Origin of the sequence: Mycobacterium sp. Marseille-P9652, assembly GCF_902652685.1 — a bacterium.
GTDB lineage: Bacteria > Actinomycetota > Actinomycetes > Mycobacteriales > Mycobacteriaceae > Mycobacterium.
Genome location: NZ_CACRUY010000006.1, coordinates 82,179 through 103,466, shown reverse-complemented (window position 1 = coordinate 103,466; position 21,288 = coordinate 82,179). Strand labels below are relative to the sequence as shown.

Below are 21,288 nucleotides of genomic sequence, written 5' to 3'. Positions count from 1 at the left end.
CTAGCCGAGTCGCGCCATCCAGCCATGCGTGTCGGCGAAGGTGCCCCGCTGGATGCCGGTGAGCGTGTCGCGCAGCGCCATCGTCACCTCGCCGGGCTCGCCGTCGGCGATGGTGAAGTCGCTGTCGCCGTACTTCACCCGCGCGACCGGGGTGATCACGGCGGCGGTGCCGCAGGCGAACACCTCGGTGATCTCGCCGGCGGCGGCCTTCTTCTGCCACTCGTCGATGTCGATCTTGCGCTCCTCGACGCTGAACCCGGCGTCAATCGCCAACTGCAGCAACGAATCTCGGGTGATGCCGGGAAGCAGTGCCCCCGACAGCTCGGGGGTGACGAGCCGGGCCGAGCCGCCGCTGCCGAACACGAAGAAGATGTTCATCCCGCCCATCTCCTCGACGAAGCGGCGCTCGACGGCGTCGAGCCACACCACCTGGTCGCAGTCGTTGTCCGCCGCCTCGGCCTGGGCCAGCAGCGAGGCGGCGTAGTTGCCGCCGAACTTGGCCGCGCCGGTGCCGCCCGGGCTGGCCCGCACGTAGTCGGTGGACACCCACACGGTGACGGGGTTGATGCCGCCCTTGAAGTACGCCCCGGCCGGCGAGGCGATCAGCAGGTAGCGGTACTGCTTGGAGGGCCGCACCCCGAGTCCCGGCTCGGTGGCGATCATGAACGGCCGCAGGTACAGCGACTCCTCGCCTCCGGCGGCGGGCACCCAGGCGTTGTCCACCTCGACCAGCTGGCACAGCGACCCCATGAACAGCTCGTCGGGCAGCTCCGGCATCGCGAGCCGCCGCGCCGACGACCGCATCCTGGCGGCGTTCGCCTCGGCGCGAAAGGCCACCACCGAGCCGTCCGACCAGCGGTAGGCCTTCAGCCCCTCGAAGACCTCCTGCGCGTAGTGCAGCACGATCGCCGACGGGTCCAGCTCGATCGGGCCGTACGGAATGACCCGGGCGTTGTGCCAGCCCCGGCCGTCGGCATAGTCGATCGACACCATGTGATCGGTGAAGTGCTTGCCGAAACCCGGCTCCGCCAGGATTGATTCACGTTCGGCGTCGGTCGCGGGGTGCGACGAGCGCGAAACCGTGAACTCGAGTGAGCCGCTGGTCATGGGCCCGATTGTATATCCGCCCCGCTAGCGAGTTTTGGTGGCGACGAACGGCGGGCGCACCACTTCGCACTCGACCGCGCGGCCGCGGACGTCGACGGTCACGCGGCGGCCGTCGTCGACCCCGGCGTCGGTGTCGATCAGCGCCAGCCCGATTCCTGCCTGCAGGGTCGGGGAAAAGGTCCCTGAGGTGGTGACGCCGACGGGCGCGTCCCCGTCGAGCACCGTCAGGCCGGGGCGCAGCACGCCGCGCCCGACCATCCGCAGTCCGCGCAGCAGCCGCCGGGGGCCCGCCTCCTTCTCGGCCAGCAGCGCATCGCGGCCGAAGAAGGCGTCCTTCTTCCAGCCGATCGCCCAGCCGCACCGGGCCTGCAGCGGCGAGATCTCGGGCGAAAGCTCGTGGCCGTGCAGCGGATAGCCCATCTCGGTGCGCAGCGTGTCGCGCGCACCCAGGCCGGCGGGCTCGCCCCCGGCGGCGCGGACCGCCGCGGCCAGCGCGTCGAACACCACGGCCGCCGACTCCCAGGGCGGCACCAGTTCGTAGCCGTGCTCGCCGGTGTAGCCGGTGCGGCACACCCGCACCGGCACCCCCGAGTACGACGCGTCGGCGTAGGCCATGTAGTCCATGTCGGCCGGCAGGCCGAGTTCGGTGAGCACGGCAGCGGATCGCGGCCCCTGCACGGCCAGCACCGCGAAGGAACGGTGCTGGTTGGTGACGGTCACGCCGTCGGGTGCGGCCGCCGCAAGCGCCTCGACCACCGCGGCGGTGTTGGCGGCGTTGGGCACCAGGAAGATCTCGTCGTCGTCGACGTAGTAGGCGATCAGGTCGTCGATGACGCCGCCGGAGTCGTTGCAGCACAACGTGTATTGGGCCTTGCCGGGGCCGATGCGGTCGAGATCGTTGGTGAGCGCGGAGTTGACGAACCCGGCGGCGCCCGGGCCGCGGACCGACGCCTTGCCGAGGTGGCTGACGTCGAACAGCCCGACGGCGTTGCGGGTGGCGTTGTGCTCGCTGACGGTGCCGGCGTAGGCCACCGGCATCAGCCATCCGCCGAATTCGGCGAAGGTGGCGCCGAGCTCGCGGTGGCGCTCTTCCAACGGTCCGTGCTGCACGTCATCGGTCACGGCGATTCACCCTAATCGCCAACCCTGGCACACTTGGGGAGGTGTCCGATCCGCTGGACTTCGACGTCCTCGAGGCAGCCGGAATCGCCAACGCGCGCGAGCGGGCCGACCTGATCAAGTACCTGGACGGGCTCGGCTTCACGCTCGACGACATGGTCGAGGCCGAGCGCCGCGGACGGCTGTTCGGTCTGGCGGGTGACGTCCTGCAATGGTCGGGACGGCCGGTGTACACGCTGCAGGGCGCGGCCGACGAACTCGGCCTGTCGGCCGACGACGTGGGTCGTGCCTGGGCGTTGCTGGGGCTGACGGTCGCCGGTCCCGACGTGCCGGTGCTCAGCCAGGCCGACGTCGACGCCCTGGCCACCTGGGTCGCCCTGAAAAGGGTGGTCGGGGAGGACGGGGCGTTCGGGCTGCTGCGGGTCATGGGCGCCACCATGGCCCGGCTGGCGGAGGCCGAGTCGACCACGATCCGCGCCGGGATGCCCGACATCCAGATGAACTACACCAACGACGAGCTCGCCACGGCGCAGGCGTACCGCGCCATCGCCGAGTTCGTCCCGCGGATCGGGGCGCTGATCGACATCGTGCACCGCCACCACCTGACCAGCGCGCGGGCGCATTTCGAGGGCGTGCTGCGCGACACGTCGGCAAGCGTGGTGTGTGGCATCGGGTTTGCGGACCTGTCGGGGTTCACGGCGCTCACCCACGCGCTCACCCCCGCCCAGTTGTCGGCGCTGCTCAACGAGTTCGCCGGCGCCGTCTCCGACGTGGTGCACGCCGACGGGGGCCGGGTGGTGAAGTTCATCGGCGACGAGGTGATGTGGGTCAGCGCGTCGCCCGAGCGGCTCGCCAAGGCCGCCGTCGACCTCGTCGACCACCCCCGGGCGCGCGAGGTGGGCCTGCAGGTGCGCGCCGGCCTCGCCTTCGGCCCGGTGCTGGCCATCAACGGCGACTACTTCGGCAGCCCGGTCAACCTGGCCGCGCGCCTCGTGGGCGTCGCGGTGCCGGGCCAGGTCCTGGTCTCGTCGGGGCTGCGCGACGAAATCCCGGACTGGCCCGCGACCGCGCTTGGCCCGTTGACCCTCAAGGGCTTCGACGTCCCGGTGACCGCGTACGAGTTGGGCCGCGGGGATGCCGGAGGACCGCCGCCGCCCCGGTGACTAGGGTGGATGCCCGTGAGCACCGCACCCGGCTACCAGGCCCCCTCCGTCACCGTCGCCGCCTCGCTGCCCAAACGCGGCACTGAATCGGTCCTGATCGTGCCGGTCGTCTCGACCGGCGACGAGGAGCGCCCCGGTGCGGCCCTCGCATCGGCGGAACCGTTCCTGCCCGCCGAGGCGGTCGCGGAGATCGAGGCCGGGCTGCGGGCGCTGAACGCGACCGGCGGCAGCGAGCAGGTGCACCGCCTGGTGGTGCCGTCGCTGCCGGTGGCCAGTGTGCTGGCGGTCGGCCTGGGCAAGCCGCGCGCGCAGTGGCCGGCCGACACCGTCCGCCGCGCCGCCGGGGTGGCCGCGCGCTCGCTCAACGGCGCCGAGTCGGTGCTCACCACGCTGGCCGAGCTGCCCGGCGACGGCGTGTGCGAGGCCGCCGTCGAGGGCCTGGTGCTGGGCAGCTACCGGTTCACCGCGTTCCGCAGCGAGAAGACCGCGCCGAAAGACAAAGGGCTGCGCAAGATCACCGTGCTCGCCATTGCCAAGGACGCCAAGAAGCAGGCGGCGCACGCGGCGGCCGTCGCCACCGCCGTCGCCACGGCCCGCGACTTCGTCAACACTCCCCCGAGCCACCTGTATCCGGCCGAGTTCGCCGCCCGCGCAAAGGCGTTCGGTGAGGCCGTCGGCCTCGAGGTGCAGGTCCTCGACGAAAAGGCCTTGCAGAGGGGCGGTTACGGCGGGCTGATCGGGGTGGGCCAGGGCTCGTCGCGACCGCCGCGGCTGGTGCGGCTCACGCACCGGGGCGCCAAGGGCCGCCGCGGCAAGGCGAAGCGGGTGGCGCTGGTGGGCAAGGGCATCACGTTCGACACCGGCGGCATCTCGATCAAGCCGGCCGCGTCGATGCACTACATGACCTCCGACATGGGCGGCGCCGCGGCGGTGATCGCGACGGTCGCCCTGGCCGCGCAGCTGCAACTGCCGATCGACGTGATCGCCACCGTCCCGATGGCCGAGAACATGCCGTCGGGCACGGCGCAGCGGCCCGGCGACGTGCTGACCCAGTACGGCGGCACCACCGTCGAGGTGCAGAACACCGACGCCGAAGGCCGGCTCATCCTCGCCGACGCCATCGTCCGCGCGTGCGAGGACAACCCCGATTACCTGATCGAGACGTCCACGCTCACCGGGGCCCAGACCGTCGCGCTGGGCGCGCGCATCCCGGGGGTGATGGGCAGCGACGAGGTCCGCGACCGCGTCGCCGCCATTTCCCAGCGCGTCGGCGAGAACGCCTGGCCGATGCCGCTGCCCGACGAACTCAAGGACGACCTGAAGTCGACCGTGGCCGACCTGTCCAACATCAGCGGGCAGCGGTTCGCGGGCATGCTGGTGGCCGGGGTGTTCCTGCGCGAGTTCGTCGCCGACGGGGTGGGCTGGGCGCACATCGACGTGGCCGGGCCGGCGTACAACACCGGCGGCCCGTGGGGATACACGCCCAAGGGCGCGACCGGCGTCCCGACCCGCACGATGTTCGCCGTGCTCGAGGACATCGCCGAAAACGGTTGACGGTCAGGCTATTTCAGCATTCGGGACAGCACCGCGCTGCTTAATTTCCGGCGCGGCCACCCGGTGACGCGGCCGGCCGCCAGCGCGGCCTTGGAGGCGTTGCGCCCGCAGGCGCCGTGCACCGAGCCGCCCGGCGTGGCCGACGCGCTGCCCAAATAGAGGCCCTCGACGGGTGTTTCGGCGCGGCCCATCCCCGGCAGCGGGCGAAACACGAGCATCTGCTGCAGTTGCGACGTGCCGCCGTTGACCGCACCCATGTGCAGGTTGGCGTCGCTGGCCTCCAGGTCCGACGGGCGCTGCACGAACCTGCCGACGACCCGCGAACCGAAGCCGGGCGCGTGGTCCTCGATGACGCGGTCCATCGCGTCGGCGATCCGCTCGGCGGACGCGTCGTCGGCCACGTTGCGCGGCAAATGCGTGTACGCCCAAACACTTTCGGTGCCCGAGGGTGACCTCGTCGGGTCGGCCGTGGTGGTCTGGCCCAGCAGCATGAACGGGCGCTCGGGCACGACACGGGTGTTCAGGTCGGCCATCCACCGCACCAGCCCGTCGCCGTCGGCGCCCAGGTGGACGGTGCCCACGCCTTGCAGGCTTTCGGCCTTCCACGGGATCAGCCCGTCGAGGGTGTAGTTCACCTTCGTCACGGGGGGATCCCACTCGAAGTCCTTCAGTTCGCGCAGCATGCCGGCCGGAAGCGAGTCTGGCGGCAACATGTCGCCGAACAGCTGGGGCGCGGTGACGTCGGCCACCACCGCCCGCCGCGCCTGCACCGTGCGGCCGGCGGCGGTCGTCACACCGACCGCCCGGCCGCCGCGCACCTGGATGCGCGCGACCTTCTCGTTGCACTCGATCCGAGCCCCCGCCGACTCGGCCCGCCGCACCAGGGCGGCCGTGAGTTGACCGGACCCGCCGACCGGCACCGGCCAGCCGACGTCTTGGGCGAGCATCGTCATCAGGAACCCCATGGCGCCGCTCAGCGGCGCGTCCGGCGGGATGTCGGCGTGCATGGCGTTGCCCAGCAACAGCGTTCGCGGCGCGTCGCCGTCGAACAGGTGCCTGGCCATGTCGTTGGCCGGCTCGATCAGCAGGCGGGCGAACCGGATCGACTCCGCCGTGCCGAGTTTGGTGAGCAGCCGCAGCAGCGGGCGCACGGGCGGGAAGGGCGCGAGCAGGGTGTCGAGCAGCGCGGCCTTCACGGTGTCCCACAGCTCGACCGCCCGCAGCCAGTTGTCCCCGTCGGACGGGTGGCGGCGCGCCAGTTCCGCCGCCGTGCGGGCGGCGTCGTGGTAGATGACGGGCGGATCCTCGTCGGAGCCGCTGCGCGGGTGTCCGACCACCGCGGGCGCGTGCGACCACCGCAGGCCATGGTCCTCGAGGTGCAGGGCCGCGATGGCCGGCGAGGCGGCGGTCATGGGGTAGTACGAGCTGAACAGGTCGGTGACGTACCCCGGTGTCAGCTCGGCGCTGCGGACGGCGCCGCCGGGCTCCGGCTGGGCCTCGAGGACCAGCACGTCCCAGCCCGCGTCCGCCAGCATCGACGCCGCGACCAGGCCATGGTGTCCCGCTCCGATGACGACGGCGTCCGCGGTCTCGGGCACGCTTACTCGACCTGACTGGGCTGAAGGCGCTCGGCGAGCGCCGTCAGCCGCAGCAGGCACTCGCGGTTGCGCGGGTAGACCGCGGCCAGCACAAGCCGGTCCGGGATCAGGTTGACCGGGCCCTCGGCCGGCGTCTCGACCATGTAGATCCGGCAGCCGCCGTCGGGCAGGTCCTCCAGCCGCAGCGTGATGAGCATGGCGCCGAGCGGTCCGATGCCCGCGCGCAGGACGAGTTCCTCCTCGGGCGTGCAGCTTTCGACCACCGTCTGGTCGCTGATCACCAGCGGCCACACCCCGACCGAGTGCTTGATGGCCGAACCCGGCTCCGGCCAGTTGTGGTCGACCGCACGGGTCCGGCTGTTGCCCACCACCCACTGCGTGTAGGTCCATCCGTCGGCCAACGCGTCCCAGATCTCCTTGCGGGAAGCCCGCACCTCGCGCGTCGTGGCCATCTGTCGGGTCGCTGTCATCGACTATCCTTTCGCACCGGCATGTGGCTAGGGGTACCCCGGCCGGCCTAAACCATGCGCGCGGCGGTTTAGCCTCCCTGGCCAGCGGCTATCCGCCGATACCAGACCCAACCAGGGACGGAGGCGCATCGTGACGGTGCGACGTTTGATCATCGCAGTGGGCGCCGTGCTCTTGCTGGCCGGCGTCATCGGGCTGCTGGCGCCGGTTTCGATCTCGGACGGCAACGGCCACAACATCGGCTGCGGCAACGCGGTCGCGACCGACCTGTCCGCGGCCCGGAACGCCAACGACACCAGCGTGGCGAACATCCCGATCCTCAACCAGGTCGTGCCGCACACCGACTACGTCGCGCAGTGCCAGTCGGCCGTGGGCAGCCGGCGCACGTGGACGATCCCGCTCGCCGTCATCGGGATCATCGCGATCGCCGGCGCGCTGCTGATGCGGCGCGAGGGCGCGCCGAGAGCCGGCGTGTGACGACCACAAGCGCGGCGCAGTGGGGACGCCGCTAGATGACCCGCACGCGGGCCGTGCTGCGTAGCGCCTGCGGCGCCACGCGCGAGGCCACGTAGCCGGCATAGGCTTCCGGCGCCACCGGGCGGATCGGCTTGTTCTTGGCGACCGACGACACGATCGCCTCGGCGACCTTGTCGGGCCCGTAGCGGCGCAGCGCGAACAACTTCTTGAGCTGCCCCTGCCGACCCTCGACGTGCTCCGCCCCCTTCCCAGCGGAGGCGTGGAAGTGGGTGGCGTCGAGGATGTTGGTGTTGATGACCCCGGGGCAGATCGTCGTCAGCCCGACCCCGGCCGCGTCGAGCTCGGCGCGCAGGCAGTCGGAGAACATGAAGGTCGCCGCCTTCGAGCTGCAGTAGGCGCTCAGCGACTGCAGCGGCATGTAGGCGGCCATGGACGCCACGTTGACGATGTGCCCGCCGGTGCCGCGGTCTACCAGGCGCCGACCGAACGAGCGGCAGCCGTTGACCACGCCGCCGAAGTTGATTTCGAGCACCCGCTCGAAGGTTTCGGCCGGGGTGTCGAGGAAGGCCCCCGCCTGCCCGATGCCGGCGTTGTTGATCACGACGTCGGGGACGCCGTGCTCGGCGCTGATCCGTTCGGCGAACGCCTCGACCGCGTCGGCGTCGGACACGTCGAGCACGTACGGGTGGGCCATCCCGCCGCGCGCGGCGATCTCGGCGGCCGTCTCCTTGACGGCGGCCTCGTCGATGTCGCTGACCACCACCTCGGCGCCCTTGCGGGCGAAGGCGAACGCGGTCTCACGGCCGATGCCGCTCCCGGCGCCCGTGATGGCCACCAGCGTGTCGCCGAACTCGTCGCGCGCGCGCCCGACCTGAGCGCGCAGGAGGGCGCGGCCCGGCTGCCCCCCTTCGGCCACATCGGCGAGGTCGTGCACCGCCGCCGCCATCACCTGCGGATGCGACATCGGCGAGAAGTGCCCGGCCTTGATGTCGCGGCGCCACAGCCGCGGCACCCACCGCGCGGTGTGTTCGTAGCCGTACGGCCGCACGTAGGGGTCCTCGGTGTTGACGACGAGCTGCACCGGCACGTCGATCACCGGCACCGGCCGCTTGCGCGAATACGTCCGAAAGTAGTTGGCGGGATACACCTTTACCGAGCGCGCCGCGTCCGCGGCCAGCTTGTCGGAATGGTGGATCTGCTCGGCGGGGAGGTTGTCGACGATGCTGCGCCTGATCGCGGCGCTCGACAGCGCCAGCCGCAACGCCAACGGTGCCAGCACGGGAATGGAGAACAGCACCATGTACGTCAGGCGCAGGCCCTGGACGAGCGCCCGCAAAAAGGTGCGCGGCCGCCACGGCCGGCGCAGGCCGCCGAAGATGAACTCCGCGAGTTGATCCTGGCTGGGGCCCGACACCGAGGTGAAGGACGCGACCCGGTCACCGGCGCCGGGCCGGGTGAGGTATTCCCAGACCCCGACCGACCCCCAGTCGTGGGCCAGCACGTGCGCCGGCCCGCCGGGGCTCAGCTCGCCGATCACGGCGGCGAAGTCGTCGGCGAAGCGTTCCATGCGATAGGCGGCGACGGGTCTGGGCGCCGACGACAGCCCGACCCCGCGGTTGTCGTAGCGGATGACGCGGAACCGTTCGGCCAGCAGCGGAACCACGCCGTCCCACAACACGTGCGAGTCGGGCCAGCCGTGCACCAGCACGACGGTGGGACCGTCGGGCTTGCCCTCCTCGTAGACCGCGATGCGCGCGCCGTCCGCGCTGTCGACGAACTGCTGGGGCGCCTGTGATGTCGCCGGCATAAGACCTCCACGTCTCGCTACGTGGGCACACCGTAGCAAGCGGTTAGCGCCGCACCCGGCAAAGCCGGGGCCGCCCTGACTGTGTGCCGGTGGGCGCGCAGTGACAGGATGGTTCTCGGTTCCGCCCCCGCCACACCGCGCTGTGGTACGCCAGATGTAGCCCCGACCCACGAGCGATCGAGGAGTCAGAAAAGATGGCCTTCTCCGTCCAGATGCCCGCACTCGGTGAGAGCGTCACCGAGGGGACGGTCACTCGCTGGCTCAAGCAGGAGGGCGACACGGTCGAGGTCGACGAGCCGCTCGTCGAGGTCTCCACCGACAAGGTCGACACCGAAATCCCCTCGCCGGCGGCCGGCGTGCTGACCAAGATCATCGCGCAGGAGGACGACACCGTGGAGGTGGGCGGGGACCTCGCCCTCATCGGCGACGCGTCCGAGGGCGGCGGGTCCTCCCCGGCGCCCACAGAAACTCCAGCAGCTCCGGAAGCCCCGGCGGCCCCCAGCGAACCGGAGCCCGAGCCGCAGGCCGCCCAGCCGGAGCCCGAGCCGCAACCGGCCGCCCCGGCACCGCAACCATCCGGCGGGGGCTCCGGAGACGCGACTCCGGTGCTGATGCCCGAACTGGGCGAGTCGGTGACCGAGGGCACCGTGACGCGGTGGCTGAAGAAGGTGGGCGACTCGATCCAGGTCGACGAGCCGCTCGTCGAGGTTTCCACCGACAAGGTGGACACCGAGATCCCCTCCCCGGTGGCCGGCGTCCTGGTCAGCATCACCGCAGAGGAGGACGACACCGTCGCGGTGGGCGGCGAGCTGGCGCGCATCGGTTCGAGCGCCCAGGGCGCCGACGGCCGCGGCCCCGCGCAACCCCAGCCGAAGCCGGAACCCAAACCGGAACCGAAGCCGGAGCCCAAGCCGGAGCCGAAACCGGAGCCCAGGGCGGAGGCCCAGCCCCAACCCGCGGCCCAGGCCCAGCCCCAACCCGCGGCCCAGCCGAAGCCCGAGCCCAAACCCCAACCGGCGCAGGCGCAGCCGTCCGACACGGGCAGCTCGGACAGCCCCTACGTGACGCCGCTGGTGCGCAAGCTCGCGTCCGAGCACAACATCGACCTGAGCGCCGTCACCGGCACCGGGGTGGGCGGGCGCATCCGCAAGCAGGACGTCCTGGCCGCCGCAGAGAAGAAACAGGAGTCGCAGCGGCAAGCGCCCGCGCCCGCCCCGGCGCAAGCCCCTGCTCCCGCGGCCAAGGCGGCGCCGGCGGCCGCACCGACCCCGGCACCGGCGCTGGCGCACCTGCGCGGCACCACGCAGAAGGCCAGCCGCATCCGCCAGCTCACGGCGGCCAAGACGCGCGAGTCCCTGCAGGCCACCGCCCAGCTCACCCAGACCCACGAGGTCGACATGACCCGGATCGTCGGCCTGCGGGCCCGGGCCAAGGAGGCGTTCGCCGAGCGCGAGGGCGTGAACCTGACCTACCTGCCGTTCATCGCGCGCGCCGTCATCGACGCCCTGAAGACCCACCCCAACATCAACGCCAGCTACAACGAGGACACCAAAGAGATCACCTATCACGAGGCCGAGCACCTCGGCTTCGCGGTCGACACCGAGCAGGGTCTGCTCTCCCCCGTCATCCACAACGCCGGTGACCTTTCGCTGGCGGGGCTGGCGCGGGCGATCGCCGACATCGCCGCGCGGGCCCGGTCCGGGAACCTCAAGCCCGACGAGTTGTCCGGCGGCACCTTCACGATCACGAACATCGGCAGCCAGGGCGCGCTCTTCGATACCCCGATCCTGGTCCCGCCGCAGGCCGCGATGCTGGGCACCGGGGCCATCGTCAAGCGGCCGCGAGTGATCGTCGACGAGTTCGGCAACGAATCGATCGGGGTGCGCTCGATCTGCTACCTGCCGCTGACCTATGACCACCGTTTGATCGACGGCGCCGACGCCGGACGTTTCGTGACCACGATCAAGCATCGGCTCGAAGAGGGAGCATTCGAGGCCGATCTCGGACTGTGAGGGAGGCTTTCGAACTGTGGCTCGAGATGGTCACAAGGCCGTCATCGCGATAGCGGGTTCGTCCGGGCTCATCGGCTCGGCCCTGGCCGCCGCGCTGCGCGCCGCCGACCACCCGGTGCTCCGCATCGTGCGCCGCGCTCCGGCGAATTCCGAAGAGCTGCACTGGAATCCGGAGAGCGGTGAGTTCGATGCCGACGCGCTCGCCGACGTCGACGCCGTCGTCAACCTGTGCGGAGTCAACATCGGCCAGCGACGCTGGTCGGGCGCGTTCAAGCAGAACCTGCGGGACAGCCGCATCACGCCCACCGAGGTGCTGGCCAACGCCGTCGCCGACGCCGGCGTCGAGACGTTGGTCAACGCGAGCGCGGTGGGCTTCTACGGCGACACCAAGGACCGCGTCGTCGACGAAAACGACCGCGCCGGAAGCGGTTTCCTGGCCCAGCTATGCGAGGACTGGGAGGCGGCCACGCTGCCGGCCCAGTACGGCGGGGCCCGCGTCGTGCTGGCGCGCACCGGTATCGTTCTGTCGCCCGGGGGTGGTGCGCTGCGGATGATGCGGCCGCTGTTCTCGACCGGCCTGGGCGCCCGGCTGGGCAGCGGCCGTCAGTACATGTCGTGGATCAGCCTCGAGGACGAGGTGCGGGCGCTCCTCTTCGCGATCAACAATCCGTCGCTGTCCGGGCCGGTCAACATGACCGGGCCCGCGCCGGTCACCAACGCGGAGTTCACCGCCGCGTTCGGCCGCGCGCTCAACCGGCCCACCCCACTCATGGTGCCCGCCTTCGCGATCCGGGCGGTCCTCGGCGAGTTCGCCGACGAGGGCCTGCTGATCGGTCAGCGCGCCATCCCGTCGGCCCTGGAACGCGCCGGATTCCGGTTCCACCACAACACGATCGGCGAGGCGCTCGGCTATGCGACCGCCCGCCCCGAGCCCGACTGAGCCGCCACGTCCTGCGGACGGGCAACCCGGATCAGGCGGCGCCCGCCGCCATATGCCGCTTGCCCCAGTCGCACATCGCCTTGGTCACCGGCCGCAGCGTCATGCCGTATTCGGTCAGCGAATACTCAACGCGCGGTGGCACTTCAGGGAACACCTCCCTGCGCAGGATGCCGTCGGCCTCCAGCTCGCGCAGCTGACGCGACAGCACCCGTTCGCTGATTCCCGTTGTCTTGCGCCGCAATTCGGCGAAGCGATGCGTGCCGCCGGTCATCATGTGGTAAATCAGCACGGCTTTCCATTTGCCGCCGATCACCGCGAGCGTGGCCTCCACCGGACAGTTGAAGTCGTCGCTCACACTAACCTCCCGGTCAGTACCCCACACAAAGGTGCGTTCTTGTCCACGTCCCCGCCCGCCCCGTAGGTTCTGGGCAGACGCACGAAGTCTGCGAGCAGCAGTATCCCGCCGGGCTGAAACCATCGCAAGGGAGCCGACGATCAAGATCGCGATTATCGGGGCCGGCAATGTCGGCCGCACCCTGGGCACCGCGTGGAGCGCCGGCCACGACGTCACCTTCGGCGTGCGCAACCCCGGCGATCCCAAGTACGGCGACCTCGGGATCCCGGCCGCCACCAACGCCGTCGCCGCCGACGGCAGCGACGTCGTGGTGCTCTGCACGCCGTGGCAGAACACCCGCGCGGCCCTCGAGGAATGCGGCGACCTGTCCGGCACCGTCCTCATGGACTGCACCAATCCCCTCACCCCCGACCTGACGGCGCTGACGGTCGGGCACACCACCTCCGGGGCGGAGCAAATCGGCGGGTGGGCGCCCGGCGCGCGAGTGTGCAAGGCGATGAACCAGATTGGCGCACCGTTGATGGACCGTCCCCGGCTGCCGGGCGCCCCGGTGATGTTCCTGTGCGGCGACGACGGCGCGAAGGCGGCCTGCGCGGGCTTGGTCTCCGAACTCGGCTTCGAGACCGTCGACGCCGGGGACCTGGCCGTGGCCCGGCTGCTGGAGCCCTACGGCCTGCTGTGGATCCACCTCGCGCTGCGCCGCGGACTCGGGCCGAACTTCGCCTTCGGCCTGCTCCGCAAGTCGGCCGAGCAGGAAGCCTGACGTGTCGTCGGGGCTCCCGGATTCCGAACCCGAACGCAACCGCCGGTTGGTGATCGAGCATTTCGACGACTTCGTGAACAAGAAGGACCTGACGGCGATCGACCGCAACCTGTCGGACGACTTCTACGACCACGACGGCCCCGGCGGCAAGCCGACCGATCGCGCGGGTGACCGGGCCATGATGGCGGCGATGCACCAGTCGATGCCCGACCTACACGTCGAGGTCGTCGAGTCGCTCGCCGAGGGCGACAAGGTGATGGTGCGCAACATCTGGACCGGCACCGACGCGCACACCGGCAAGCGAGTGGAGTTCCACGGGTTCGTGTTGTGGCGGCTGGCGAACGGCAAGATCGTCGAGCGCTGGGCGACGGTGACGCCCCCGCGCGAGGTCGACGGCACCACCGTGCAGTGGTGAGGGTCACTTGGGCCTCGCTGAGCCGCGTGACACCTGAGTAACCTCGGGAGCATGAGCTCCATTCGCTCGGCCTCGGCTCCGGTGGACGTTCGCCAGCTGGGGACGGTCGACTACCGCACCGCCTGGCAACTGCAGCGCGAATTGGCCGACGCCAGGGTCGCCGGCGGTGCCGACACGCTGCTGCTTCTCGAGCACCTGCCCGTCTACACCGCCGGCCGCCGCACGCAGCCGGACGAGAGGCCCACCGACGGGGCCCCGGTCGTCGACACCGACCGCGGCGGCAAGATCACCTGGCACGGGCCGGGGCAGCTGGTGGGCTACCCGATCATCGGGCTGGCCGAGCCGCTCGACGTGGTGAACTACGTTCGGCGCGTTGAGGAATCGCTGATCAAGGTGTGCGCCGACCTGGGCCTGGACACGATCCGCGTCCAGGGCCGGTCCGGGGTCTGGGTGCCGGCCGGCGGCGGACGGCCCGAGCGCAAGGTGGCCGCCATCGGGGTGCGGGTGTCGCGCGGGACCACCCTGCACGGTTTCGCGCTCAACTGTGACTGCGACCTGTCCGCGTACGGCCCGATCGTGCCGTGCGGCATCACCGACGCGGGTGTGACGTCGCTGTCGGCCGAGCTGGACCGCACCGTCACCGTCGCCGACGTCCGCGCCGCCGTCGCCGTCGCCGTGTGCGATGCCCTGGACGGCGCCCTGCCGGTCCGGGACCATTCGCCCGCCGCGCGCGTAGCATCGGCGACGTGACTGTCGCACCGGAAGGCCGCAAGCTGCTGCGCCTCGAGGTGCGCAACGCGGAGACCCCGATCGAGCGCAAGCCGCCGTGGATCAGGGTCCGGGCGCGGATGGGCCCCGAGTACACCCAGCTCAAGGGCCTGGTCAAGCGCGAGGGTCTGCACACGGTGTGCGAGGAGGCCGGCTGCCCCAACATCTTCGAGTGTTGGGAAGACCGGGAAGCCACGTTTCTGATCGGCGGCGACCAGTGCACCCGTCGGTGCGACTTCTGCCAGATCGACACCGGCAAGCCGGCCGCCCTGGACCGCGACGAGCCCCGCCGGGTCGCCGAGAGCGTCCGGACCATGGGGCTGCGGTACGCCACCATCACGGGCGTGGCCCGCGACGACCTGCCCGACGGCGGGGCCTGGCTGTATGCCGAGACCGTCCGCGCCATCAAGGACCTCAACCCGTCGACCGGCGTCGAGCTCCTGGTGCCCGACTTCAACGGCGAGCCCGCGCGGCTGGCCGAGGTGTTCGGCTCACGGCCGGAAGTTTTGGCGCACAACGTCGAAACGGTGCCGCGCATCTTCAAGCGGATCCGCCCGGCGTTCACCTACCGGCGCAGCTTGGACGTGCTGACCGCGGCGCGCGACGCCGGGCTGGTCACCAAGAGCAACCTGATCCTGGGCCTGGGCGAGACGCCCGACGAAGTGCGCGCCGCGCTGGCCGACCTGCGCGCCGCCGGTTGCGACATCGTCACCATCACCCAATACCTGCGGCCGTCGGCGCGCCACCACCCCGTCGAGCGCTGGGTGCGGCCCGAGGAGTTCGTCGAGTTCGCCGAGCACGCCGAGGCCCTCGGCTTCGCGGGGGTGCTGGCCGGGCCGCTGGTGCGCTCCTCGTACCGGGCGGGTCGACTCTACGAGCAGGCCGCCCGCCGCCGCGCCTCGGCGCCGTAGCGGCGCATACGTATTCTTTGACTATGGCTAAACCCCGCACCGCCGCCGAGAACAAGGCCGCGAGGGCGCAGGCGGCGGCCGCCCGCAAGGCGGCCGCAAAGGAGCGCCGGGCGCAAATGTGGCAGGCGTTCACCATGCAGCGCCAGGAGGACAAGCGCCTGCTGCCCTACATGGTCGGCGCCTTCGTGTTGATCGTCGGCGTGTCCGTGGGCGTCGGGGTGTGGGTCGGCGGGATCACGATGATCAGCCTCATTCTGTTCGGCGTGGTGCTGGGCGGCCTGGTGGCGTTCATCATCTTCAGCCGCCGGGCCCAGCGATCCGTCTTCTCCAAGGCCGAGGGCCAAACCGGCGCGGCGGCCTGGGTGCTGGACAACCTGCGCGGCGGTTGGCGGGTGACTCCGGGTGTGGCAGCGACGGGCCACTTCGACGCCGTGCACCGGGTGCTCGGCCGGCCCGGCGTCATCCTGGTCGGCGAGGGCGCGCCGGCGCGGGTGAAACCGCTTCTGGCGCAGGAGAAGAAGCGCACCGCCCGGCTGGTCGGCGAGGTGCCGATCTACGACGTCGTCGTGGGCCATGGTGACGGGGAGGTACCCCTGGCCAAGCTGGAGCGCCACCTGACCCGCCTGCCGAAGAACATCACCACCAAGCAGATCGACTCGCTGGAGTCGCGCCTCGCCGCGCTCGGGTCACGTGCCGGCGCCGCCGTGATGCCGAAGGGGCCGCTGCCCAACGCCGGCAAGATGCGCGGGGTGCAACGCACCGTCCGCCGTCGATAAGGCGATCGCAAGGCCGGCGGAGCGGGCCGCCGCGGGTCGCCGAGTGTGAAGCTGGCCGAACGCTCGGCGCCGAGCGTGAAGCTGGCCGCACGTTCGGCGCCCGCCCAAGGCCCGCCTGCTAGCGCCGCACCACCGCGGTCCCACTCAGCCGATCGTGCAGGCCGCGGCCGTCGGCGTCGGTGAACAGCGCCGGTATCACCAACGCGAGGATCAGCCCGCGCGCCGCGAGCCGGCCGATCCCGAGGGAGGCCCGCCCGTCGACCGGCACCACCTGCAGCCGCAACACCAGCTGGCCGGGTGTGAAGGTGAAAAGGCGGACGGCCACCAGGCCGAGCACGAACCAGATGGCCAAGACCGCGGTCGACAGCTGCGACGGAGGAAACGCGCCGAAGCGCAGGGCCAGCGCCGCCAGGCCGTAGGCGATCAGCCAGTCGACCATCAGGGCGGCCAGCCGGCGGCCCATCGGCGCCAGCGATCCGGGCCCGCTCTCGGGCAATCCGAGGCGCTCGCCCGGGTACGCCGGCCGGGATTCCTGGGTCATCGGCCGGAACCCCGATCGCGCCGGCACACCGCGGTGCGATCGGGCACCGAACCGGATACGATCTTGCCGTCCATGGCCCCACAATAGATCCCGCCGGCAAACCGGGCTCTGCTGCGGGCGGCGTGGTCACGTAACCTCCGTGCAACACCGAATTGACTGGCGGGCAACATCTGCTCCATAGCGTCGGCCGCGGATCTCACCAAGTAAAGGAGCATTTCTGTGACGGAAACGACGCCCGACGACGTCTTCAAACTCGTGAAGGACCAAGGCATCGAGTTTGTCGACGTCCGGTTCTGTGACTTGCCGGGCATCATGCAGCACTTCACAATTCCGGTCTCGTTTTTCGACGAAAGCGTCTTCGAGGACGGCCTGGCCTTCGACGGCTCGTCGATCCGCGGGTTCCAGTCGATCCACGAATCCGACATGTTGCTGCTCCCCGACCCGGCCACCGCACAGATCGACCTGTTCACCGAGGCCCCGACGCTGAACCTGAACTTCTTCGTGCACGACCCGTTCACCCTTGAGCCGTACTCGCGCGACCCGCGCAACATCGCCCGCAAGGCCGAGAACTACTTGGTGAGCACCGGCGTGGCCGACACCGCGTACTTCGGCGCCGAGGCCGAGTTCTACATCTTCGACTCGGTCAGCTTCGACTCGCGCACCAACGGCTCGTTCTACGAGATCGACGCGATCTCCGGGTGGTGGAACACCGGCTCGCCGACCGAGCTCGACGGCAGCCCCAACCGCGGTTACAAGGTGCGCCCCAAGGGCGGTTACTTCCCCGTCGCGCCCGTCGACCACTACGTCGACCTGCGCGCCAAGATGCTGCAGAACCTGATCAAGGCCGGCTTCAGCCTGGAGAAGGGCCACCACGAGGTGGGCACCGGCGGCCAGGCCGAGATCAACTACAAGTTCAACACGCTGCTGCACGCCGCCGACGACATGCAGCTGTATAAGTACATCGTCAAGAACACCGCGTGGCAGAACGGCAAGACGGTCACCTTCATGCCCAAGCCGCTGTTCGGTGACAACGGGTCCGGCATGCACACCCACCAGTCGCTGTGGAAGGACGGCAACCCGCTGATGTACGACGAGACCGGTTACGCCGGCCTGTCGGACACCGCCCGCCACTACATCGGCGGCCTGCTGCACCACGCGCCGTCGCTGCTGGCGTTCACCAACCCGACGGTGAACTCCTACAAGCGGCTGGTTCCCGGGTTCGAGGCGCCGATCAACCTGGTGTACAGCCAGCGCAACCGCTCGGCCTGCGTGCGTATCCCGATCACCGGCAGCAACCCGAAGGCGAAGCGGCTGGAGTTCCGTTGCCCCGACTCGTCGGGCAACCCCTACCTGGCGTTCGCCGCCATGCTGATGGCGGGCCTGGACGGGATCAAGAAGAAGATCGAGCCGCAGGCGCCGGTCGACAAGGACCTCTACGAGCTCCCGCCGGAGGAGGCCGCCAACATCCCGCAGGCGCCCACCCAGCTGTCCGCGGTGATCGACCGCCTGGAAGAGGACCACGAATACCTCACCGAGGGCGGGGTTTTCACGCCCGACCTCATCGAGACGTGGATCAGCTTCAAGCGCGAGAACGAGATCCTGCCGGTTCAGGTGCGGCCGCACCCGTACGAATTCGCCCTCTACTACGACGTCTAACCCGACCATCGGGTGAGTCCACCTGCTTCGCGGCGGCCGCCACGGCGTCGCGAAGCGGGGGGCACACCTATGTCGTTGTCGCGAGATTACGGTTCCAGTGCCATCGGCGACGCTCTATCCTCCGAGGGTGGATCACGCCAGCGCGCGCGGGGCCGGGGCTGCCGCTTCAGCCCGGCCGAGCGGGCCTCGCCTCTCACGAGTGCTCCGCCAGAGCACGGCGCACGCACACCGGACCGCCGAGGCGGCCATGCGTCTCGATTTCACCCGCCCCGATGCATCTGAGTACCTGGCCGTCCTCGACGCGCTGCTGACGTTCCACACCGCGGTCACGGAGTTCAGCCGGGAGACGGTCACGAACACGCTCGGCACGGGCGTCGACCTGCTGACGCGGACGCATGCGCTGCGTGCGGACATCGCGTCGATGCGGGAGCGGGTGCCTTGCGCGGCCGGAGGCCCCCGACGGGACGCGCCCGTCCTGGCCACCGGGTTGCGCGGGGGCCGCGACGAGAAGGTGGGCGCGGCATACGTGGCGGCCGGGTCGGTCCTCGGCGGCCGGGTGATCGTCGCCAACCTCGCCGCCTCCAGCGGCGCCGACTTTCCCCGGTCGTTCTTCGCCTCGGAGAATCTCGACCTTGGCCGGCTCTGGCGTCGCTTCAGGACGGCGCTCGATGTGTTCGGCGAATCCGGGGCGAACCCGGACCGGGTGGTCGCGGGCGCGCTCGCCGCCTTCGCGTTGATACGCGACCTCCTGGACGGGCCATCCACCACCCCGGGCGCGGCCCGATGACCGCCCACGGCCGTCCGGTGTCGCCCGAGGACTGCGCGAGCGAGCAGCTGCACCTGTCCGGCCGGATCCAGGCGCATGGCGCGCTGGTGGCCGCCGATCTGGAGGATTACCGGATCACGTACGCCAGCGCCAACACCGCCGAGGTGATCGGGGCGCCGCCCGAGCGGCTTCTCGACGCGCCGCTCGCGGGCATCTTTTCCCCCGACGAACGCGAGCGACTCGGCCAGGCGATCGAGCAGACCGGCTACCGGCCGTCGTCGCCCGACCTCTACGGGATGCGCCCGGCCGCCGGGGGCGCATCCCACGAGGTCCGGGTCGACGTGATCCTGCACCGGGTGGACGAACAGGTCGTCATTGAGATCGAGCGGTCACACGGCGACGACCAGTCCAATCTCGTCCCAGTCCTCTACGCCTCGCAGGCAATCGGCGAGGCGACCAGCGTGCCCGACATCGAGGCCGCCGTGGCCGGGGCGCTGCGCACCCTGACCGGGTTCGACCGCGCCATGGTCTACCGGTTCCACGACGACGAGCACGGGGAGATCGTCGCCGACGACCGCCGTCCGGGACTGGTGCGCTACCTCGGCCACCACTTCCCGGCCACCGACATTCCGCCCCAGGCCCGGCAGATCTACACCCGCAAGGCGTCGCGTTACATCCCCGACGTCGACGAAGGCGACGTCGCCCTGATCCCCTCGCCGCGAATGGCGGGGCGAAGTCTCGACCTGAGCCGTGCCGCGCTGCGCAGCGTCTCCCCGTTCCACCTGGAGTACATGCGCAACATGAAGACGGTGGCGAGCGTGTCGTTCTCCATGGTCGAGGGGGGCCGGCTGTCCAGGCTCGTCTCGTGCATCTCCGAGAGCCCGCAATGGCTCCCGCGCTCCAAACGCAGGTCGTGTGAACTGCTGGTCCTGCAGGCCAAACTTCAGGTATCGGCCGCCGAACAGATCTCCCGGCTCCACGACGCGGCGCGCCGCGAGTCCATCCGCACCCGCCTCCGGGAGGCGATGCAGGCGGCGCCGGCCGTCGCCGAGGGACTCGCGGCCGCCCCGAGCGATCTGCTGGAGCTCTGCCGGGCCGACGGTGCCGCAGCATCCGTGGACGGGCAATACCGGTCCCTGGGTGCGGCCCCGCCTGAGGATGCCGTGCGCAGGCTCGCGGGCGAGATCCGGGCTTCGCAACCCCCGGGCGCGACGTGGTGCACAGAGCGCCTGGACCGGCCAACGGCGGACGCCGTCGGTGCGGCCGGTTGCTTGTTCGTCGCGCTGGGTGCGCCGGACGACTTCGTCGCCTGGTTCCGGCGCGACCGACCACAGCAGCTTCGGTGGTTGGGCGACCCGCGCGCCGACGCCGCCGGATTGATCAACCCGAGAAGGTCCTTCGACACCTGGCTGGAACTGGTCAGCGGCTCGAGCGAGCCGTGGACGGAGGCCGACCTGCAGACCGCGCGGCTGCTGGCGCACGACGTCGAGTCAGTCCAACTGAGCCGCGCCCAGGCCAAACTCGCGTACCTCGGCCTGCACGACCCGCTGACCGGGCTGCCGAATCGGCGCCAGCTGAGCAAGGTCATGGCCGCCATGCTTGCGGCTGCGACACCGGCACATCCGGTGGCCGCCCTGTTCATCGACCTCGACCGCTTCAAGCGGGTCAACGACGAGTATGGCCACGATGCGGGCGACTGCGTGCTGCGCGAGGTTGCGCGGCGCATCGCCGAGGTGACCCGCGTCGGACACGACTTCGTGGGGCGCGCAGATGCCGAGGCACCGCCCGCGGCGAGGTTCGGCGGCGACGAATTCGTCGTCCTGCTGCCGGGGACGGATGCCGAGGGCGCCGCCCTGGTGGCCGACCGGATCCGACGCTCGATGCGCGAGCCGATCGTCGTCGCCCCAGACCTGCGCCTGACGATGAGCGCGGCGATCGGTGTGGCGCTCGCGGTCGGGCCCGAAGAACCGCACCACCTGCTGAAGCGGGCCGACGCCGCGATGTACGAAGACAAGCATCAGCGCGCGCGAACCGCCCCCGATAGCCATCGGTGAGCTGCGCCCGTTTGTGCCTCCCGGCGCGCGTTCACCGG

General features: G+C 70.8%; 20 protein-coding genes. 13 read left to right on the top strand and 7 right to left on the bottom strand.

Going from position 1 to position 21,288, the window contains the following annotated elements; genetic code table 11:
- Both GPY60_RS05785 and gcvT read right to left on the bottom strand, forming a co-directional pair.
- Entirely contained in the window at window positions 1–1,107 is a 1,107-nt protein-coding gene (locus GPY60_RS05785; RefSeq protein ID WP_156686674.1) for a branched-chain amino acid aminotransferase, read from the bottom strand.
- A 24-nt stretch (window positions 1,108–1,131) separates the two neighbouring features.
- Window positions 1,132–2,235: a glycine cleavage system aminomethyltransferase GcvT gene (gcvT, locus tag GPY60_RS05780; RefSeq protein ID WP_156686673.1), complete on the bottom strand. Its 1,104-nt coding sequence runs from the start codon at window positions 2,233–2,235 to the stop codon at window positions 1,132–1,134.
- A gap of 35 nt (window positions 2,236–2,270) precedes the next feature.
- Here gcvT and GPY60_RS05775 point away from each other — a divergent pair, with 35 nt between their 5' ends.
- Window positions 2,271–3,389, top strand: coding sequence for an adenylate/guanylate cyclase domain-containing protein (locus GPY60_RS05775; RefSeq protein ID WP_156686672.1), 1,119 nt, complete (start codon window positions 2,271–2,273; stop codon window positions 3,387–3,389).
- A 15-nt stretch (window positions 3,390–3,404) separates the two neighbouring features.
- Window positions 3,405–4,943, top strand: coding sequence for a leucyl aminopeptidase (locus GPY60_RS05770; protein WP_156686671.1), 1,539 nt, complete (start codon window positions 3,405–3,407; stop codon window positions 4,941–4,943).
- A gap of 8 nt (window positions 4,944–4,951) precedes the next feature.
- On the opposite strand, the gene GPY60_RS05765 is transcribed toward GPY60_RS05770, so the two are convergent.
- Window positions 4,952–6,541, bottom strand: a complete 1,590-nt coding sequence (locus GPY60_RS05765; RefSeq protein ID WP_255457209.1) for a phytoene desaturase family protein — start codon at window positions 6,539–6,541, stop codon at window positions 4,952–4,954.
- A gap of 2 nt (window positions 6,542–6,543) precedes the next feature.
- Window positions 6,544–7,011: an SRPBCC family protein gene (locus GPY60_RS05760; protein ID WP_231639367.1), complete on the bottom strand. Its 468-nt coding sequence runs from the start codon at window positions 7,009–7,011 to the stop codon at window positions 6,544–6,546.
- A gap of 130 nt (window positions 7,012–7,141) precedes the next feature.
- On the opposite strand from GPY60_RS05760, the gene GPY60_RS05755 reads away from it, so the two are divergent.
- Window positions 7,142–7,486 (top strand): aminopeptidase, encoded by a 345-nt coding sequence (locus tag GPY60_RS05755; protein WP_156686669.1) that lies wholly within the window; start codon window positions 7,142–7,144, stop codon window positions 7,484–7,486.
- Between the two features lie 31 nt (window positions 7,487–7,517).
- Here the strand turns inward: GPY60_RS05755 and GPY60_RS05750 are convergent, their stop codons facing one another.
- A complete protein-coding gene (locus GPY60_RS05750) occupies window positions 7,518–9,293 on the bottom strand; it encodes an SDR family oxidoreductase (protein ID WP_156686668.1) in 1,776 nt (591 codons plus the stop codon).
- A 194-nt stretch (window positions 9,294–9,487) separates the two neighbouring features.
- Here GPY60_RS05750 and sucB point away from each other — a divergent pair, with 194 nt between their 5' ends.
- Complete coding sequence (gene sucB, locus GPY60_RS05745; RefSeq protein ID WP_156686667.1) at window positions 9,488–11,305, top strand: 2-oxoglutarate dehydrogenase, E2 component, dihydrolipoamide succinyltransferase; 1,818 nt, start codon at window positions 9,488–9,490, stop codon at window positions 11,303–11,305.
- 16 nt (window positions 11,306–11,321) lie between these two features.
- Window positions 11,322–12,245: a TIGR01777 family oxidoreductase gene (locus GPY60_RS05740; RefSeq protein ID WP_156686666.1), complete on the top strand. Its 924-nt coding sequence runs from the start codon at window positions 11,322–11,324 to the stop codon at window positions 12,243–12,245.
- 31 nt (window positions 12,246–12,276) lie between these two features.
- On the opposite strand, the gene GPY60_RS05735 is transcribed toward GPY60_RS05740, so the two are convergent.
- Entirely contained in the window at window positions 12,277–12,600 is a 324-nt protein-coding gene (locus tag GPY60_RS05735; RefSeq protein WP_231639365.1) for a winged helix-turn-helix transcriptional regulator, read from the bottom strand.
- Between the two features lie 88 nt (window positions 12,601–12,688).
- Between GPY60_RS05735 and GPY60_RS05730 the strand changes: the two genes are divergently transcribed.
- Genes GPY60_RS05730 through GPY60_RS05710 form a run of 5 tightly spaced genes read left to right on the top strand, consistent with a single transcriptional unit; the run spans window position 12,689 to window position 16,233 of the window.
- Window positions 12,689–13,363, top strand: coding sequence for an NADPH-dependent F420 reductase (locus tag GPY60_RS05730; protein WP_370462656.1), 675 nt, complete (start codon window positions 12,689–12,691; stop codon window positions 13,361–13,363).
- Between the two features lies 1 nt (window position 13,364).
- Window positions 13,365–13,778, top strand: a complete 414-nt coding sequence (locus GPY60_RS05725; RefSeq protein ID WP_156686664.1) for an ester cyclase — start codon at window positions 13,365–13,367, stop codon at window positions 13,776–13,778.
- A gap of 51 nt (window positions 13,779–13,829) precedes the next feature.
- Window positions 13,830–14,528, top strand: coding sequence for a lipoyl(octanoyl) transferase LipB (lipB, locus tag GPY60_RS05720; protein WP_156686663.1), 699 nt, complete (start codon window positions 13,830–13,832; stop codon window positions 14,526–14,528).
- Window positions 14,525–15,457 (top strand): lipoyl synthase, encoded by a 933-nt coding sequence (gene lipA / locus GPY60_RS05715; RefSeq protein ID WP_156686662.1) that lies wholly within the window; start codon window positions 14,525–14,527, stop codon window positions 15,455–15,457. Before lipB ends, lipA begins: the two co-directional genes overlap by 4 nt.
- 23 nt (window positions 15,458–15,480) lie before the next feature.
- The gene (locus GPY60_RS05710) at window positions 15,481–16,233 is read left to right on the top strand and encodes a DUF4191 domain-containing protein (RefSeq protein WP_156686661.1); all 753 of its coding nucleotides are present in this window, start codon (window positions 15,481–15,483) and stop codon (window positions 16,231–16,233) included.
- 118 nt (window positions 16,234–16,351) lie between these two features.
- On the opposite strand, the gene GPY60_RS05705 is transcribed toward GPY60_RS05710, so the two are convergent.
- A complete protein-coding gene (locus GPY60_RS05705; protein WP_156686660.1) occupies window positions 16,352–16,774 on the bottom strand; it encodes an RDD family protein in 423 nt (140 codons plus the stop codon).
- A 219-nt stretch (window positions 16,775–16,993) separates the two neighbouring features.
- Between GPY60_RS05705 and glnA the strand changes: the two genes are divergently transcribed.
- The 3 genes from glnA (at window position 16,994) to GPY60_RS05690 (ending at window position 21,250) form a co-directional block, all read left to right on the top strand.
- Window positions 16,994–18,430 (top strand): type I glutamate--ammonia ligase, encoded by a 1,437-nt coding sequence (gene glnA / locus GPY60_RS05700; RefSeq protein WP_156686659.1) that lies wholly within the window; start codon window positions 16,994–16,996, stop codon window positions 18,428–18,430.
- A 199-nt stretch (window positions 18,431–18,629) separates the two neighbouring features.
- Complete coding sequence (locus GPY60_RS05695; RefSeq protein WP_197283550.1) at window positions 18,630–19,217, top strand: biliverdin-producing heme oxygenase; 588 nt, start codon at window positions 18,630–18,632, stop codon at window positions 19,215–19,217.
- A complete protein-coding gene (locus tag GPY60_RS05690) occupies window positions 19,214–21,250 on the top strand; it encodes a sensor domain-containing diguanylate cyclase (protein ID WP_156686657.1) in 2,037 nt (678 codons plus the stop codon). The genes GPY60_RS05695 and GPY60_RS05690 overlap by 4 nt, the downstream gene beginning before the upstream one ends.
- Window positions 21,251–21,288 lie beyond the last annotated feature (38 nt).